15 protein-coding genes are annotated in these 16,372 nt (G+C 72.4%); 12 read left to right on the forward strand and 3 right to left on the reverse strand.

Going from position 1 to position 16,372, the window contains the following annotated elements; genetic code table 11:
- Positions 1 to 13 precede the first annotated feature (13 nt).
- From glyA to SVTN_RS37040, 4 genes are read left to right on the forward strand one after another with little or no spacing between them, the layout of a single operon-like run.
- Complete coding sequence (gene glyA, locus SVTN_RS37025; RefSeq protein WP_041132994.1) at positions 14 to 1,297, forward strand: serine hydroxymethyltransferase; 1,284 nt, start codon at positions 14 to 16, stop codon at positions 1,295 to 1,297.
- Positions 1,294 to 2,526 (forward strand): sarcosine oxidase subunit beta family protein, encoded by a 1,233-nt coding sequence (locus SVTN_RS37030; RefSeq protein WP_041132995.1) that lies wholly within the window; start codon positions 1,294 to 1,296, stop codon positions 2,524 to 2,526. Before glyA ends, SVTN_RS37030 begins: the two co-directional genes overlap by 4 nt.
- An 11-nt stretch (positions 2,527 to 2,537) precedes the next feature.
- On the forward strand, positions 2,538 to 5,837 hold the full coding sequence (locus SVTN_RS37035; protein ID WP_041132996.1) for a sarcosine oxidase subunit delta family protein: 3,300 nt from the start codon (positions 2,538 to 2,540) through the stop codon (positions 5,835 to 5,837).
- On the forward strand, positions 5,830 to 6,432 hold the full coding sequence (locus tag SVTN_RS37040; protein WP_041132997.1) for a sarcosine oxidase subunit gamma: 603 nt from the start codon (positions 5,830 to 5,832) through the stop codon (positions 6,430 to 6,432). The genes SVTN_RS37035 and SVTN_RS37040 overlap by 8 nt, the downstream gene beginning before the upstream one ends.
- 94 nt (positions 6,433 to 6,526) lie before the next feature.
- Here the strand turns inward: SVTN_RS37040 and SVTN_RS37045 are convergent, their stop codons facing one another.
- Positions 6,527 to 7,324 carry an IclR family transcriptional regulator gene (locus SVTN_RS37045; RefSeq protein ID WP_078908657.1) on the reverse strand — a complete coding sequence of 266 codons (798 nt, stop codon included), beginning with the start codon at positions 7,322 to 7,324 and terminating at the stop codon, positions 6,527 to 6,529.
- Between the two features lie 51 nt (positions 7,325 to 7,375).
- Between SVTN_RS37045 and SVTN_RS37050 the strand changes: the two genes are divergently transcribed.
- Positions 7,376 to 8,746 carry an L-serine ammonia-lyase gene (locus SVTN_RS37050; protein WP_041132998.1) on the forward strand — a complete coding sequence of 457 codons (1,371 nt, stop codon included), beginning with the start codon at positions 7,376 to 7,378 and terminating at the stop codon, positions 8,744 to 8,746.
- Positions 8,747 to 8,826: 80 nt separating this feature from the next.
- Here SVTN_RS37050 and SVTN_RS37055 read toward each other — a convergent pair whose 3' ends face one another.
- A complete protein-coding gene (locus tag SVTN_RS37055; RefSeq protein WP_041132999.1) occupies positions 8,827 to 9,276 on the reverse strand; it encodes a MarR family winged helix-turn-helix transcriptional regulator in 450 nt (149 codons plus the stop codon).
- A 144-nt stretch (positions 9,277 to 9,420) separates the two neighbouring features.
- Here SVTN_RS37055 and SVTN_RS37060 point away from each other — a divergent pair, with 144 nt between their 5' ends.
- The 7 genes from SVTN_RS37060 (at position 9,421) to pcaDC (ending at position 15,933) form a co-directional block, all read left to right on the forward strand.
- Complete coding sequence (locus SVTN_RS37060) at positions 9,421 to 10,173, forward strand: CoA transferase subunit A (protein ID WP_041133000.1); 753 nt, start codon at positions 9,421 to 9,423, stop codon at positions 10,171 to 10,173.
- Entirely contained in the window at positions 10,170 to 10,817 is a 648-nt protein-coding gene (locus SVTN_RS37065; RefSeq protein ID WP_041133001.1) for a CoA transferase subunit B, read from the forward strand. The genes SVTN_RS37060 and SVTN_RS37065 overlap by 4 nt, the downstream gene beginning before the upstream one ends.
- A complete protein-coding gene (locus SVTN_RS37070) occupies positions 10,814 to 12,019 on the forward strand; it encodes a thiolase family protein (protein ID WP_041133002.1) in 1,206 nt (401 codons plus the stop codon). Before SVTN_RS37065 ends, SVTN_RS37070 begins: the two co-directional genes overlap by 4 nt.
- 92 nt (positions 12,020 to 12,111) lie before the next feature.
- Entirely contained in the window at positions 12,112 to 12,888 is a 777-nt protein-coding gene (pcaH, locus tag SVTN_RS37075) for a protocatechuate 3,4-dioxygenase subunit beta (RefSeq protein WP_041133003.1), read from the forward strand.
- Positions 12,888 to 13,460 (forward strand): protocatechuate 3,4-dioxygenase subunit alpha, encoded by a 573-nt coding sequence (gene pcaG, locus SVTN_RS37080; RefSeq protein WP_041133004.1) that lies wholly within the window; start codon positions 12,888 to 12,890, stop codon positions 13,458 to 13,460. The genes pcaH and pcaG overlap by 1 nt, the downstream gene beginning before the upstream one ends.
- A complete protein-coding gene (gene pcaB, locus SVTN_RS37085) occupies positions 13,457 to 14,815 on the forward strand; it encodes a 3-carboxy-cis,cis-muconate cycloisomerase (protein WP_052499528.1) in 1,359 nt (452 codons plus the stop codon). The genes pcaG and pcaB overlap by 4 nt, the downstream gene beginning before the upstream one ends.
- Positions 14,812 to 15,933 carry a bifunctional 3-oxoadipate enol-lactonase/4-carboxymuconolactone decarboxylase PcaDC gene (gene pcaDC / locus SVTN_RS37090; protein ID WP_041133005.1) on the forward strand — a complete coding sequence of 374 codons (1,122 nt, stop codon included), beginning with the start codon at positions 14,812 to 14,814 and terminating at the stop codon, positions 15,931 to 15,933. Before pcaB ends, pcaDC begins: the two co-directional genes overlap by 4 nt.
- Before the next feature lie 21 nt (positions 15,934 to 15,954).
- On the opposite strand, the gene SVTN_RS37095 is transcribed toward pcaDC, so the two are convergent.
- The gene (locus SVTN_RS37095) at positions 15,955 to 16,275 is read right to left on the reverse strand and encodes a hypothetical protein (RefSeq protein WP_041133006.1); all 321 of its coding nucleotides are present in this window, start codon (positions 16,273 to 16,275) and stop codon (positions 15,955 to 15,957) included.
- Between the last annotated feature and the right edge of the window lie 97 nt (positions 16,276 to 16,372).

Consider the following 16,372-nt stretch of genomic DNA (forward strand, 5'->3'; position numbering starts at 1 on the left):
AGGCGAACACCGTATGAACGTGCTGAACACCTCCCTGGCCGAGCTGGACCCCGAGGTCCACGAGGCCCTCCGCGCAGAGCTGCACCGCCAGCAGTCCACCCTCGAGATGATCGCCTCCGAGAACTTCGCGCCGTCCGCCGTGATGGAGGCCCAAGGGTCGGTCGCGACCAACAAGTACGCCGAGGGCTACCCCGGCCGCCGCTACTACGGCGGCTGCGAACACGTGGACGTCACCGAGCGCCTGGCCATCGAGCGCGTCAAGTCCCTCTTCGGGGCGGGCTTCGCCAACGTCCAGCCGCACTCGGGCGCACAGGCGAACACCGCCGTCTTCTTCGCCCTCCTCCAGCCCGGCGACACCGTCCTCGGCCTCGACCTCGCGCACGGCGGCCACCTCACCCACGGCATGCGCATCAACTACAGCGGCAGGATGCTCGATGTCGTGCCGTACCACGTCTCCGAGACCGACCACCTCGTCGACATGGAGGAGGTCGAGCGGCTCGCCAAGGAACACCGGCCCAAGATGATCATCGCGGGCTGGTCGGCGTACCCCAGGAAGCTGGACTTCGCGGCCTTCCGGCGGATCGCCGACGAGGTCGGTGCCCTCCTCATGGTCGACATGGCGCACTTCGCGGGCCTGGTCGCCGCCGGACTGCACCCCAGCCCCGTCCCGCACGCGCACGTGGTCACCACCACGACGCACAAGACGCTCGGCGGTCCCCGCGGCGGAGTCATCCTCACCGACGACGCCGACCTCGCCAAGAAGATCAACTCGGCGGTGTTCCCCGGCATGCAGGGCGGCCCGCTGGAGCACGTCATCGCCGCGAAGGCGGTCTCCTTCAAGGTGGCGGCGTCGCCCGGGTTCGCCGAACGCCAGGCCCGTACGCTGGCCGGTGCCCGCCTCCTCGCCGAGCGCCTCACCCGGTCCGACGCGGCCGCGGCCGGAGTGAAGGTCCTGACGGGCGGCACGGACGTCCACCTCGTCCTCGTCGACCTGCGGGACTCCGAACTCGACGGAAAGCGGGCCGAGGACCTGCTGCACGCCATCGGCATCACCGTCAACCGCAACGCCGTCCCCTTCGACCCGCGCCCGCCCATGGTCACCTCCGGCCTGCGCATCGGAACGCCGGCCCTGGCCACCCGGGGCTTCACGGAGGAGGACTTCGCCGAAGTCGCCGACGTGATCGCACTGGCCCTCAAGCCCGAGCCGGACGTGGCCGCCCTGCGCGCCCGCACCGAGGCGCTCGCGGCCAAGTACCCGCTCTACCCGCACCTTTCGGAAGACGGAGACGTCCGATGAGCCCCAGCACCCCAGGCGCCGACCTCCCCGACCACCCCGACTGGCTCTGGCGCGATCCCGAGCCCAAGCGCTCGTACGACGTGGTGATCGTGGGCGGCGGCGGACACGGCCTGGCCACCGCCCACTACCTGGCGAAGAACCACGGCATCACCGACGTCGCGGTCCTGGAGAAGGGCTGGCTGGGCGGCGGCAACATGGCCCGCAACACCACGATCATCCGCTCCAACTACCTGTGGGACGAGAGCGCCGGCATCTACGAGCACGCGCTCAAGCTGTGGGAAGGCCTCGAGGAGGAGCTGGACTACCCGATCCTCTTCTCCCAGCGCGGCGTGCTGAACCTCGCCCACAGCCTGCAGGACGTCCGCGACAGCGTGCGCCGGGTGGAGGCGAACCGGCTCAACGGCGTGGACGCCGAGTGGCTGGACGCGGAGCAGGTCAAGGAAGTCTGCCCGATCGTCAACACCTCCCCGGACGTGCGCTACCCGGTCCTCGGCGGCACCTACCAGCCGCGCGCCGGCATCGCCAAGCACGACTACGTGGCCTGGGGCCTCGCCCGGTCCGCGGACGCCGCCGGCATCGACATCATCCAGAACTGCGAGGTCACCGGCCTGGACGTGGTCGGCGGCCGGGTGGTCGGCGTCCAGACCACGCGCGGTCCCATCGGCGCGGGCAAGGTGGCCCTGTGCTCGGCCGGCCACACCTCGGTCCTCGCCGCCATGGCAGGCATCGAACTCCCGCTCCAGAGCCACCCGCTGCAGGCCCTGGTCTCCGAACTCCTGGAGCCGGTCCACCCCACGGTGGTCATGTCCAACGCCGTCCACGTGTACGTGAGCCAGGCACACAAGGGCGAGCTGGTGATGGGCGCCGGCATCGACGCGTACAACTCCTACACCCAGCGCGGTGCCTTCCACATCATCGAAGAGCAGATGTCCGCCGCCCTGGAACTCTTCCCGGTCTTCGCCCGCGCCCACGTGCTGCGCACCTGGGGCGGCATCGTCGACGTCAGCCCGGACGCCTCGCCGATCGTCGGCCTCAGCCCGGTCGACAACCTCTACCTCAACTGCGGGTGGGGCACGGGCGGTTTTAAGGCCACCCCGGGCGTCGGCTGGGTCTACGCCCACACCATCGCCCACGACACCCCCCACCCCCTGAACGCCCCCTTCTCGCTCGACCGTTTCACCACCGGCGCGCTCGTCGACGAGCACGGCGCGGCCGCGGTGGCCCACTAGGGAGCCGAACCATGCTGCTCATCCCCTGCCCGTGGTGCGGGCCCCGCGACGAGGCCGAGTTCCACTACGGCGGCCAGGCGCACGTGCCCTATCCCGAGGATCCCGCCGCCCTCACCGACGAGGAGTGGGCGCGGTACCTGTTCTTCCGCGACAACCCCAAGGGCCCGTTCGCCGAGCGGTGGAGCCATGCGGCGGGCTGCCGCAGGTGGTTCAACGCGGTGCGCGACACGGCGACGAACGAGATCCTGGCCGTCTACAAGGCGGGGGAGTCGCGCCCGGAGACGGTGGAACCGCGTCCGGTCACCTCACCGCCGCGTCCGGTCACCTCACAACCGCGTCCGGTCACCTCTCAGCCGCGCCCGGAATCGTCAGCCCGTCCGGCGACCGAGGACGAGGCCCGTTCAGGGCCGACGGGGATCCAGGGAGCGGAGCCCCCCGGCGGGGTCGAAGGGGCAGCGCCCCCGGAGGGCGGGACAGGGAGGGGCGGCAGGGACGACCATCCCTTCCGCACCCCCACCGGCGGCCGGATCGACCGCGGCACCCCCCTCACCTTCACCTTCGACGGCATCCGGTACGAAGGGTTCCGGGGCGACACCCTCGCCTCCGCCCTCCTCGCCAACGGCGTCGTCCAAGCCGCCACCAGCATCAAGCTGGGCCGCCCCCGCGGCATCTTCTCGGCCGGCGTGGAGGAACCCAACGCGATCGTCCAGATCGAGGCCCCCTTCCCCGAGCCCATGCTCCCCGCCACCACCATCGAGCTCTACGACGGTCTGGTCGCGAGCAGCCTCCCGGGCCAGGGACGCCTCGCCACCGAACCGGACCCCGCCCGCTACGACGCCGTACACGCCCACTGCGACCTGCTGGTCGTCGGCGCGGGCCCCGCCGGCCTCGCGGCCGCCGCGGCGGCCGCGAGGAGCGGCGCACGCGTCGTCCTCGCCGACGACCAGCCGGAACCCGGCGGCAGCCTGCTCGGCACCGGTGAACACCTCGACTGGGTGGAGGCGACCCGCGCACGGCTCGAAGCCGCCCCGGAGGTACGCGTCCTGCGGCGCACCACCGTCTTCGGCCACTACGACGACAACCACCTCCTCGCCGTCGAGCACCGCACCAACCACCTCGGCGCCGAGGCCCCGGAGCACGTCTCCCGCGAGCGCGTCTGGCGGATCCGCGCCCGGCGCGTGGTCCTCGCGACCGGCGCCCACGAGCGCTCACTGGCGTTCGGAGACAACGACCGCCCCGGTGTGATGCTGGCCGCCTCGGCCCGGACGTACCTCCACCGGTACGCCGTTCTGCCCGGTCGGCACGCGGTCGTGTTCACCACCAACGACAGCGCCTACGCCGCCGCCCTCGACCTGTCGGCGGCGGGAGTGGACATCGCGGCGATCGTCGACACCCGGCCCGAACCGGGGGAGTGGGCCGAGCGTGCCCGGTCCGCCGGGATCGAGGTGCTGGCCGGACACGCGGTCACGGCCACGGAGGGCGGGGCCCACCTCACCGCCGTGACGGTCGCCCCGTACGGGGAGCCCGTGGGACGACGGGAGTTCGCCGTCGACCTGCTCCTGGTCTCCGGCGGCTGGAACCCGGTCGCGCATCTGTTCAGCCAGGCGGGCGGCAAGCTCCGCCACGACGACGTACTCGGCACGTTCGTGCCCGACAGCTGCCGTCAGGCGGTGGACGTCGCGGGCAGCGCGAACGGGGCCTTCGATCTCGCCACGACCCTCGCGCAGGGCGCGGCGGCCGGCGCCCGCGCGGTCGAGGCGGAGGGCTACGCCGCCGAGGCGCCGGCCCTCCCGGCCGTCGCCGCCCAGCCGCACACCCCGCCCATGCAGGTGTTCGCCGTCCCCACCGGCACCGGAGCCCCCCGGTTCGTCGACCTCCAGCGCGATGTCACGGTCGACGACCTGGCGCGGGCGACCGGGGCGGGCCTGCGCTCGGTGGAGCACACCAAGCGCTACACCACGGCCGGCACCGCCAACGACCAGGGCAAGACGGGCGGGGTCCTGACGAGCGGGATCGTCGCCGAACTCCTCGGCGTGGACATCTCGGCGCTCGGCCTGCCCACGTTCCGGCCGCCGTACACCCCCGTCTCCTTCGCCACCCTCGCCGGCCGCGACCGCGGCGCGTTGTCCGACCCGATCCGCACGACCGCCGTCCACGCGTGGCACGTCGCGCACGGCGCCCTGTTCGAGAACGTCGGCCAGTGGAAGCGGCCCTGGTACTACCCGCAGGACGGCGAGGACATGGACGCGGCCGTGCTGCGCGAGTGCCGCGCCGCCCGCGAGGGCGTGGCCTTCATGGACGCCTCCACCCTCGGCAAGATCGACGTGCAGGGCCCGGACGCCGCGGTCTTCCTCGACCGGCTCTACACCAACATGATGAGCACCCTGAAGGTCGGCATGATCCGCTACGGCGTCATGAGCCGCCTGGACGGCATGATCTTCGACGACGGCACGGTCATCCGCGTCGCCCAGGACCGCTTCCTGGTCACCACCACGACGGGCAACGCGGCCGCCGTACTGGACTGGATGGAGGAGTGGCTGCAGACCGAGTGGCCCGAACTCCGCGTCCACTGCACTTCCGTCACCGAGCAGTGGGCCACCGTCGCCCTGGTCGGCCCGCGTTCTCGCGAGGTGCTCGGCTCGCTCGCGCCCCGACTTGCGGTCGCCAACGACGACTTCCCGTTCATGGCGTGGCGGGAGACGACGGTCGCGGGCATCGAGGCGAGGGTGTGCCGGATCAGCTTCTCCGGCGAACTCGCCTATGAGATCAACGTGTCACCGTGGGAGGCCCTCGCCCTGTGGGAGGCGCTGTACGAGGCGGGCGCCCCGCACGGCATCACTCCGTACGGGACGGAGACCATGCACGTCCTGCGCGCGGAGAAGGGGTACCCGATCATCGGCCAGGACACCGACGGCACGGTCACCCCGCAGGACCTCGGCATGAGCTGGGCGGTGTCCAAGAAGAAGCCCGACTTCATCGGCAAGCGCTCCTACGCCCGCGCCGACACCGTCCGCCCCGACCGCAAGCACCTCGTCGGCCTCCTCCCCGAAGACCCGGCCGCCCTCCTCCCCGAGGGCACCCACCTGGTCGCCGACGGCGAACTGCCCGCCCCGCCCGTCCCGATGCTCGGGCACGTCACCTCCAGCTACCGCAGCGCGGCGCTCGGCCGGACCTTCGCGCTCGCCCTGGTCAAGGGCGGCCGGGACCGCATCGGCGAACGCCTCTACGCACCCGTCGGCGACCGGCTGCTGCCGGTGACCGTCGCAAGCCCCGTCCTCTACGACCCCGAGGGAGCCCGCCGCGATGGCTGACACCGCTCCGACCGCACGGCAGCGCAGCCCGCTGGCGCATGCCGCCGACCGCCTGGCCGCCGCGACGCGCTCCTCGGGCGGCGCGGTCCGCCTGGCCGAAGTCCCCTTCCTGGCCCAGCTGAACGTCCGCCTCGACGCCAAGAGCCCGGCGGCGGACGCCGTCGGACTCGCCCTGGGACTCCCACTGCCCCTGGAGCCCGACACCGTCGTACGCGTGGGGGAGCTGGGCGCGGTGTGGCTCGGCCCCGACGAATGGCTGGTGGTGGGCCCGCCCGGCACCCAGCGGGACCTGGAGAGCAGGATCCGCTCGGCGGCCGGGGACGAGCACGTCTCCGTCACCGACGTCTCCGCCCAGCGCACCACCCTCCTGGTCGGCGGACCGCGCGCCCGCGACCTGCTGTCCCACGGCTGCCGGTTGGACCTGCACCCGCGCGTCTTCGGCCCCGGCCGTTCGGCCCAGACGACGCTGGCCCGCACCCAGGTCGTCCTGGTGGCCCGGGACGAGCCCAGGGCGGGGTTCTGGGTGCTCGTGCGCTCCTCCTTCGCCGGCTACCTGACGGACTGGCTCCTTGACGCGGCCGTGGAATACGGGTGAACGGTCCGGTGCGGCGGCGCTCCGCGCCGCCGCACCGGGGACCGTGCACGCCTCCCGGGGCGAGCGGCGCCCCTCCACGGGGGCCGGGAGAGACTCAGCCCACGTAGCCCATCCGGTGGCTGATCTCCTCGGCGCCCTGGACCAGCAGGGGTGCGAGCTCGTGGACGCGCTCCTCGGTGAAGCGGTACGCGGGGCCGGAGGCGCTGAGGGCGGCGAGGGTCTCGCCCTGGTGGGAACGGATCGGGGCCGCGACGGCGTGCAGTCCGAGCTCGAACTCCTCCAGCGTCACCGCGTACCCGCGCTCCCGCGCCTCGGCGAGGTTCTTCTCCAGCTTGGTCCTGGCGGTCAGGGTGTGCGGCGTCAGCTTCTTCAACCCGGATGCCGCGAGCACGCCGGCGCGCTCCTTCGCCGGCAGATGGGCGAGCAGGATCTTGCCGCTGGACGTCGCGTGCACCGGGGTGAGCTGCCCGACCCAGTTGTGCGTGCCGACCGCGCCCGGGCCGCGTACCTGGTAGAGGTTGACCGCGTAATGCTCCTGCAGGACGGCGATGTTGACGGTCTCGCCGATCTCCTCGCTGAGCCGCTCGCACACCGGCCGGCCCTGCTGTGTGATGTCGAGACGGCCCGTGACCGCCCCCGCCAGGCGCACGATCCCGAAGCCCAGCCGGTACTTGCCCCGTTCGGCCGCCTGCTCGACCAGACCGCGCGCCTCCAGCGCGCCGAGCAGGCGGAACGCGGTCGACTTGTGGACGTCGATCTCGGCGGCGACCTCGCTGACGCCCGCCTCACCGCGCTGGGCGAGGATCTCCAGGACGCTGACGGCACGGTCGACGGACTGCACCCCGTTCACTGCGGGAGCCTGTGTTTCGCCATGTGCCGACTGGTTGCTCATGGTGCAACTATAAGCAAGGTCGGATCTCTAGCCCCCACAAGGAGTCCTCCCGTGGCCATCTCGGTCTTCGACCTGTTCTCGATCGGCATCGGCCCCTCGAGCTCCCACACGGTGGGCCCCATGCGCGCGGCCCGGATGTTCGCCCGCCGCCTGAAGAACGAGGGCCTGCTCGCCCACACCGCGCAGATACGGGCGGAGCTGTACGGCTCGCTCGGCGCCACCGGCCACGGCCACGGCACCCCCAAGGCCGTCCTGCTCGGCCTGGAGGGCAACTCGCCGCGCACCGTCGACGTGGAGACCGCCGACGAGGAGGTCGAGCGGATCAAGGCGAGCGGGAGGATCAACCTGCTCGGCGCCCACGAGATCCCCTTCTCCTTCGACGACGACCTGGTCCTGCACCGCCGCAAGGCACTGCCGTACCACGCCAACGGCATGACCGTCTTCGCCTACGACGCGCAGGGCGCGCTGGTGCTGGAGAAGACCTACTACTCGGTCGGCGGCGGCTTCGTCGTCGACGGCGACGCGGTCGCGGGCGAGAACCCGATCATCCCGGACGACACCGTCCTGAAGTACCCCTTCCGCACCGGCGACGAGCTGCTGCGGCTGGCCCGGGAGACCGGCCTGTCGATCTCCTCGCTGATGCTGGAGAACGAGAAGGCCTGGCGCACCGAGGACGAGATCCGCGCGGGCCTGCTGGAGATCTGGCGGGTCATGCAGGCCTGCGTCTCGCGCGGCATGTCCCGCGAGGGCATCCTGCCCGGCGGCCTGAAGGTTCGCCGCCGGGCCGCCACCTCGGCCCGCAAGCTGCGTTCCGAGGGCGACCCGGCCGCGCACGCGATGGAGTGGATCACCCTGTATGCGATGGCCGTGAACGAGGAGAACGCGGCGGGCGGCCGGGTGGTCACCGCCCCGACCAACGGGGCGGCCGGCATCATCCCGGCGGTGCTGCACTACTACATGAACTTCGTGCCGGGTGCGGACGAGGACGGCATCGTCCGTTTCCTGCTGGCGGCGGGCGCGGTGGGCATGCTGTTCAAGGAGAACGCCTCGATCTCCGGTGCCGAGGTCGGCTGCCAGGGCGAGGTGGGTTCGGCCTGTTCGATGGCGGCGGGGGCGCTGGCCGAGGTGCTGGGCGGTTCGCCGGAGCAGGTGGAGAACGCGGCCGAGATCGGCATGGAGCACAACCTGGGTCTGACCTGTGACCCGGTGGGGGGTCTGGTGCAGATCCCGTGCATCGAGCGCAACGGCATGGCGGCGGTCAAGGCGGTCACGGCGGCGAAGATGTCGATGCGCGGCGACGGCAGCCATCTGGTCTCCCTGGACAAGGTCATCAAGACCATGAAGGAGACGGGTGCGGACATGAGCGTGAAGTACAAGGAGACCGCGCGGGGTGGTCTCGCGGTGAACATCATCGAGTGCTGAACCGTTCACGCTGAATCGTTCATGCACACGAACGGCCGGCCCCGGGATCCCCGGCCGCGCCAAGTGGCCGGGGCGTCAGGTCACGGGCCGGCGGGGGTGCGGAGCTCTTCCGCGGCGTCCGAGACCCGGCGGAGCAGGGACAGGAAGAGCGCTTGTTCCTCGGGGGTGAGCGGAGCCAGGAAGATCTGGTTCATCCGGGCCGTGCGCGTCGTCAGCCGACGGTGGGTGCGGACTCCGTCGTCCGTGAGCCGCAGCAGGAACCGGCGGCCGTCGTCCGGGTCGCGTTCCTTCTCCAGCAGTCCCCGTCGGGTGAGCCGGCTGATGACCTCCGCGATGGTGGAGCGGTCGAGCCCGACCCGCTCGCCGACGGTCCGCTGGTCAAGGCCCGGTTCGGCCGTCAGCGCGTTGAGGACGCCGAACTGCGGGGAGGTGATCTCCTCCGAGACCATCGTCGTCCACAGCAGGTGGTGTGCCTGCTGGAGCCGCCGGGCCAGGTGCCCGGGGTGCGTGGTCAGGTCCACCGCGGCCATGATTCCTTCGCCTCCTGCTGGATCCATTGGTGCACTGAACGATACTCGCCCACTTCGGGTGGCTATTGACTCTGCTGGATCAGGCTGTCAGCATGACGCCATTCCCAGATGCTCAGTGCACTGACTAAATCCTAAGGGGCTCCTATGGACAAGGTGGTCGCCACCGCCGCCGAGGCGGTGGCCGACGTGCCCGACGGGGTGTCGCTCGCCGTGGGCGGCTTCGGGCTGAGCGGAGTGCCGAACGTCCTGATCAAGGCCCTGTACGAGCGCGGCGTCAGGGATCTCGCCGTGGTGTCGAACAACTGTGGGGCGATGGACTCCGGCCTCGCCGTCCTGCTCGCCGCGGGGCGCATCGCTCGCGTGACGGGGTCGTACATCGGCGCGAACAAGGAGTTCGCCCGGCAGTACCTCGCCGGCGAACTGGAGGTCGAGCTGATCCCGCAGGGCACCCTCGCCGAGCGACTGCGCGCGGGGGGCTGCGGCATCCCCGCCTTCTTCACCCCCGCGGGCGTCGGCACCCAGGTCGCCGACGGCGGCCTGCCCTGGCGCTACGACGGCCGGGGCGGCGTCGCGCTCGCCTCACCGCCCAAGGAGGTACGGGAGTTCGACGGGGTCGCGTACGTCCTGGAGCACGCCATCCGCACCGACTATGCCCTCGTCCGCGCCGCCAAGGGGGACCGGCACGGCAACCTCGTCTTCAACAAGTCGGCCCGGAACTTCAACCCCCTCGCGGCGATGGCCGGCAAGGTCACGGTCGCCGAGGTCGAGGAACTGGTGGAGCCGGGCGAGATCGATCCCGACGAGGTCCATGTGCCCGGGATCTTCGTGCAGCGGGTCGTGGCCCTCACGCCCGCCCAGGCCGCCGACAAGGGCATAGAGAAGAGGACCACGCGATGAGCTGGACCCGTGAGCAGATGGCAGCCCGCGCCGCCCGGGAGCTGAGGGACGGCCAGTACGTCAACCTCGGCATCGGCCTGCCGACGCTCATCCCCAACCACCTCCCGGACGGGGTCGAGGTGGTCCTGGAGTCCGAGAACGGCATCCTCGGCACCGGCCCGTACCCCGCCGAGGACGAGGTCGACCCCGACCTCATCAACGCCGGCAAGGAGACCGTCACCGTCCTGCCCGGCGCCTCCTACTTCGACTCCGCGCTCTCCTTCGGCATGATCCGCGGCGGCCACATCGACGTCGCCGTCCTCGGCGCCATGCAGGTCTCCGCCCGCGGCGACCTCGCCAACTGGGCCGTCCCCGGCAAGATGATCACCGGGATCGGCGGCGCCATGGACCTCGTCCACGGCGCCCGCACCGTCATCGTCGTCATGACCCACACCGCCAAGGACGGCACCCCCAAGATCGTCGCGGAGTGCGACCTGCCCCTCACCGGCCGGGCCTGCGTCGACCGGATCGTCACCGACCTCGGCGTCCTCGACGTCACGGACGACGGCCTGGTCCTCGTGGAGACCGCACCCGGCGTCACCGCCGAGGAGATCACGGCGAAGACCGCCGCCGAGGTCCGCATGCCGGAGGAGGCCGCGGCATGAACCCCCGCACCGTCTACATCGTGGACGCCGTCCGCACCCCGATCGGCAAGTACAACGGAGCGCTGGCCCCGGTCCGCCCCGACGACCTCGCCGCGCACGCGGTCCGTGAGCTCCTCGCCCGGACCCCCGGCCTGGACCCGGCGCGCATCGACGACGTATACCTCGGCAACGCCAACGGCGCGGGCGAGGAGAACCGCAACGTGGGCCGCATGGCAGCCCTGCTCGCGGGCCTGCCGACCTCCGTGCCCGGCGTCACCGTCAACCGCCTCTGCGCCTCCGGCCTCGAGGCGGTCGTCCAGGCCGCGCGGGCCATCGCACTCGGCGACGCCTCCATCGCCCTGGCCGGCGGCGTGGAGTCGATGACCCGCGCTCCCTACGTCCTGCCGAAGAGCGACCGCCCCTTCCCGGCGGGCCACGCGGAGCTGTACTCCACCACGCTGGGCTGGCGCATGGTCAATCCCGCCATGGACCCGCAGTGGACCGTACCCCTCGGGGAGTCCGCCGAACTCATCGCCGAGAAGCACAAGATCAGCCGTGAGCAGCAGGACGAGTTCGCCCTCGCCTCGCACCGCAAGGCCGCCGCAGCCCGGTCGGCGGGACTCTTCGACGACGAGATCGTCCCGGTCACCCTCCCCCGGAGGCACGGCGACCCGCTCGTCCTCGACGCCGACGAATGCGTCCGGGCGGACGCCTCCCTGGCGGCCATGGCCAAGCTCAGGCCCTCCTTCCGTGAGAACGGAACGGTCACGCCGGGCAACGCCTCCCCGCTCAACGACGGGGCCGCCGCGCTCCTCCTCGTCGACGAGGCAGGGCTGAGGGCCACCGGCCGTGAGCCCCTCGCCCGGATCTCCGCAACCGGCGTCTCGGCCATCGACCCGCACTACTTCGGACTCGGTCCCGTCGAGGCGGTGAACCGGGCTCTCGCCAAGGCGGGCAGGACCTTCGCCGACCTGTCGGTCCTCGAACTCAACGAGGCGTTCGCCGCCCAGGTCCTCGGCTGCGTCACCGAGTGGCCCGAGTTCGATCCGGCGATCCTCAACCCGCTGGGCGGCGCGGTCGCCCTCGGTCACCCGCTGGGCGCTTCCGGGGCCCGGCTCGCCGGCACCGTGGCCCACCAGCTCGCCCGCGCAGGCTCCGGCACCGGAGTCGCCACCCTCTGCATCGGCGTGGGCCAAGGCCTCGCCCTCGTCCTCGAACGCTGAGACCTTCCCGCGCCGAGACCTTCCCGCGCCGAGACCTTCCCGCGCCGAGACCTTCCCGCGCCGAGACCTTCCAAAAAAACGCAGGAGTCCCCATGGCTCTCACCCAGTCCGACATCGACACCGAGATGGGCGACCTCCAGAACGCCTACGACAAGGCCGTGTCCGACGGCAGGCCGGTGCGGCACCACCCACCGCGCGACTACGCCCCGTACCGCAGCTCCCTCCTGCGTCACCCCCGGCAGCCGCTGGTGGCCGTGGGAGGCGGCGGCGACCCCGAGGCCGTCGAGCTGTCCGGGCCCGTCTTCGGCGTCACCGACGTCACCGAGACCGACAACGACCTCACCGTGGGCCACCCCGGCGAACCGCTCGGCGAGCGGATCACCGTCTCCGGTCGCCTCCTCGACCGGGCCGGCCGCCCGGTGCGCGGTCAGCTCATCGAGCTGTGGCAGGCCAATGCCTCCGGTCGGTACGCCCATCTGCGCGACCAGCACCCCGCCCCCCTCGACCCCAACTTCACGGGAGTGGGACGCACCCTGACGGATGATCAGGGCCGGTACAGCTTCACGACCATCAAGCCCGGTGCGTACCCCTGGCGCAACCACACCAACGCCTGGCGCCCCGCGCACATCCACTTCTCCGTCTTCGGCTCGGCGTTCGCCCAGCGGCTCGTGACGCAGATGTACTTCCCGAACGACCCGCTGTTCCCGTACGACCCGATCCTGCGGTCCGTGACCGACCGGGCGGCGCGCGACCGGCTGGTCGCCGCCTACCGGCACGACCTCTCCCGGCCCGAGTTCTCGCTGGGATACGCGTGGGACATCGTGCTCGACGGCCCCGCCGCCACCTGGATCGAGGAAGGACGCGACTGATGACCGCGCGTACGGAGAAACTGCTGCCCACCCCGTCCCACACGGTCGGCCCGTTCTACGGTTATGCCCTGCCGTTCCCCGGCGGCGAGGAGATCGCCCCCCTGGGCCACCCCGACCGGATCTCCCTGCACGGGTACATACTCGACGGCGACGGGAACCCCGTCCCCGACGCCCTTCTCGACTTCTGGCAGGCCGCCCCCGACGGCTCCCTCGCCGGCGCACCCGGTTCGATGCGCCGCGATCCCGTCACCGGTGGCTTCCTCGGCCGCAGCGGCACGGACTTCACCGGTTTCGGCCGCGTCGCCACCGATGCCGACGGCCACTACGCCCTGCACACCCTGCCGCCCGGCAACCCCGGACTGCCCTACATCAGCGTCTGCGTCTTCGCCCGCGGCCTGCTCGACCACCTCTTCACCCGCGCCTATCTCGCCGACGGGCCCGATCCGCTGCTCGACAAGTTGCCCGGCGAGCGGCGCGCCACCCTGATCGCGACCGAGGAGCCGAACCGTACGTACCGCTTCGACATCCGCCTCCAGGGCGAAGGCGAAACGGTCTTCCTGGAGTTCCGATGACCCCCGAAGCGGCACCCGACGGTCGCCACCCGCTCGAAGCCGACGCGAGCCTGCTCGCCCCCGGGCGGGCCGGCTGCCCCGCCGAGTCCGCCACCGGCGACCGCGCCTTCCTCCAGGCCCTGCTCGACGCCGAAGCGGCACTCACCCGCGCTCAGGCTTCCCACGGCCTCGCCCCCGAGGCCGCCGCCCGGGCGGTCACGGCCGCCGCCGACCAGGCCCGCTTCGACCTCCAGGCACTCGCCCTGCGCGCGCGTGACGGGGGCAATCCCGTGATCCCGCTGGTCGCGGACCTGACGGCGGCGGTCGGGAGGGAATGGGGCCCGTACGTCCACCGGGGGGCGACCAGCCAGGACATCATGGACACCGCCGTGATGCTGATGGCCGCCCGGACGCTGAGCCTGATCGACGCCGACCTGGGGCGTGCGGAACAGGCCCTGCGATCGCTCGCGGCGGCGCACCGCGACACGCCGATGCCGGGCCGCACGCTCACCCAGCACGCCGTACCCACCACGTTCGGTCTCAAGGCGGCCGGCTGGCGCTCGCTGGTGCTCGACGCGCGCGACCGTCTGCGTACGGTACGGAGCTCCCTGCCCGCCCAACTCGGGGGAGCGGCAGGAACGTTGGCCGCCTTCATCGCCTTCGGTGCCGAGCGCGCGACGACGCTTCCGGCCACGTACGCCCGTGAGCTCGGCCTCGCCGCGCCCGAGATCCCCTGGCACACCCTGCGCACCCCCGTCGCCGACCTCGCGGGCGCCCTGGCGTTCACCGCCGGGGCCCTCGGCAAGACGGCCGTCGACGTCCTGACGCTCTCCCGCACCGAGATCGCCGAGGTGTCGGAGGGGGCGGGCGGAGGGTCCTCCGCGATGCCGCACAAGGCGAACCCCGTGCGCGCCACACTCATCGCGGCAGCGGCCCGCCGCGCTCCGGGGTTCGCGGGCACCCTGTACCTCTCCATGGCCGCCGAGGACGAACGGCCGGCCGGGGCCTGGCACGCGGAGTGGGAGCCGCTGCGCGATCTCCTCCGGCTGGTGGGCGGCGCGGCGCGCGACGCCGCCGAGCTGGCCGAAGGGCTGCGGGTGCACGCGGACGCCATGCGTGAACACCTCGATCTCACCCAGGGCCTGATCGTCTCCGAGCGGCTGTCGGCCGCACTGGCCCCGATCCTCGGCCGCGCCCGGGCCAGGTCCCTGCTCACCGAACTCGCCGCCCGGGCCCACCGCGAGAGGCGCCCGCTCGCCGCGCTCCTGCGAGAGGCACCCGAGGCGGCCGGCATCGACGTGGACGACGTCACCGATCCCACCCGCTACACCGGCTCCGCCGGAGCCCTCACCGACCGTGCCCTGGAGCGATCATGACCGCCCTTCACCACCGGGCTGAAGGCCCGGCCACCGCGCCCGTCCTTCTCCTCGGGCCCTCGCTCGGCACCTCCACCGCCCTGTGGGACGCGGTGGCTCCCGAACTCTCGGCCACCCACCGGGTGATCCGCTGGGACCTTCCGGGGCACGGCCGCTCACCCTCCTCCCTCATCGGGCCGGGTGCCACCGTCGCCGATCTCGCCCGCCTCGTCCTCGACCTCGCCGACTCGCTCGGCGTCGACCGCTTCTCGTACGCCGGGGTCTCCCTCGGCGGCGCCGTCGGGCTGCAGCTCGCCGCCCAGCACCCCGAACGGATCGACCGACTCGCCGTCCTGTGCTCCTCGGCCCACTTCGACGGCTCCGCGATGTGGCAGGACCGGGCGGAGACCGTGCGCCGCGAGGGTCTGGAGAAGCTGGCCGCGACCGCGAACGCCCGCTGGTTCACCCCGGGGTTCACCGTCCCGGAACTGGTGGAGGACCACCGGAGCGCCGACCCGGAGGCGTACGCGGCCTGTTGCGACGCGCTCGCCGCCTTCGACCTGCGCGACCGGCTCCGGGAGATCACCGCTCCCACCCTGGTCGTCGCCGGGCGCGAGGACCCGGCGACCCCGCCCGCCCATCTGCGGGAGATCGCCGACGCGGTGCCCGGCGCGGCGCTCACCGAGATCCCCGGGGCCTCCCACCTGGCGCCGGCCGAACAGCCGGAGGCCGTCCTCGCCGCCCTGCGCGCCCACCTCGCGGGTACGTCCGCCCGGAGCGGAATGAACGTGCGCCGCGAGGTTCTCGGCGACGCCCACGTGGACCGGGCCCAGGGCCGGCAGACCCCTTTCACCGCCCGCTTCCAGGACTTCATCTCCCGCTACGCCTGGGGGGAGATCTGGACCGACCCCACCCTCTCCCGGCGTGAACGGAGCCTGATCACCCTCACCGCGCTCGTCGCCCACGGCCACCACGACGAACTCGCGATGCACGTCCGGGCGGCCCGCCGCAACGGGCTCACTCCCGACGAGATCGGCGCCGCCCTCCTCCAGACGGCGGTCTACTGCGGAGTGCCGGCGGCGAACACGGCGTTCGCCGTGGCTCAGCGGGTTCTGGAGGAGGACGCGCCGGGGAACTGAACGGCAGCGCGATCAGCGCGATCAGTGCGGGAGGCGGCGCCGAGTCGCCTCCCGCGCTTCGGCGCGTCCGCGCTCGGTGACGCGACGGGCCTCGTCCGTGGGGCCCAGGCCGAGCGCCGCGGCGATCTCGTGCCACGGGTGTCCGGAGCTCAGGAGGGCCTCGACGGCCGCGCCGACGCTGAGCTCGGCCGCGCGCTGTGCCTGGTGCAGGGCGCGCAGGGTGCCGAGCAGGTCGTCGGCGGTGGGGGACTCGCGCAGCGCGTCGGCGGCGGCGTCGCGTCCCCGGGCGGCCGTGACCCACAGGTCCGCGGCGGTGGGGGAGGGGTGTCCATCGTTCGTCATGACGGTCCTTTCGGAGGAAGACGCTCAGTGCACTGAGTCACTGGGGGAAGCTGCGTGTTCTGTTACGCCTGGATGTATTGACACCGCCCGGGGGGCG

It is taken from the genome of Streptomyces vietnamensis (genome assembly GCF_000830005.1).
In the GTDB taxonomy this organism is placed as follows: Bacteria; Actinomycetota; Actinomycetes; order Streptomycetales; family Streptomycetaceae; genus Streptomyces; species Streptomyces vietnamensis.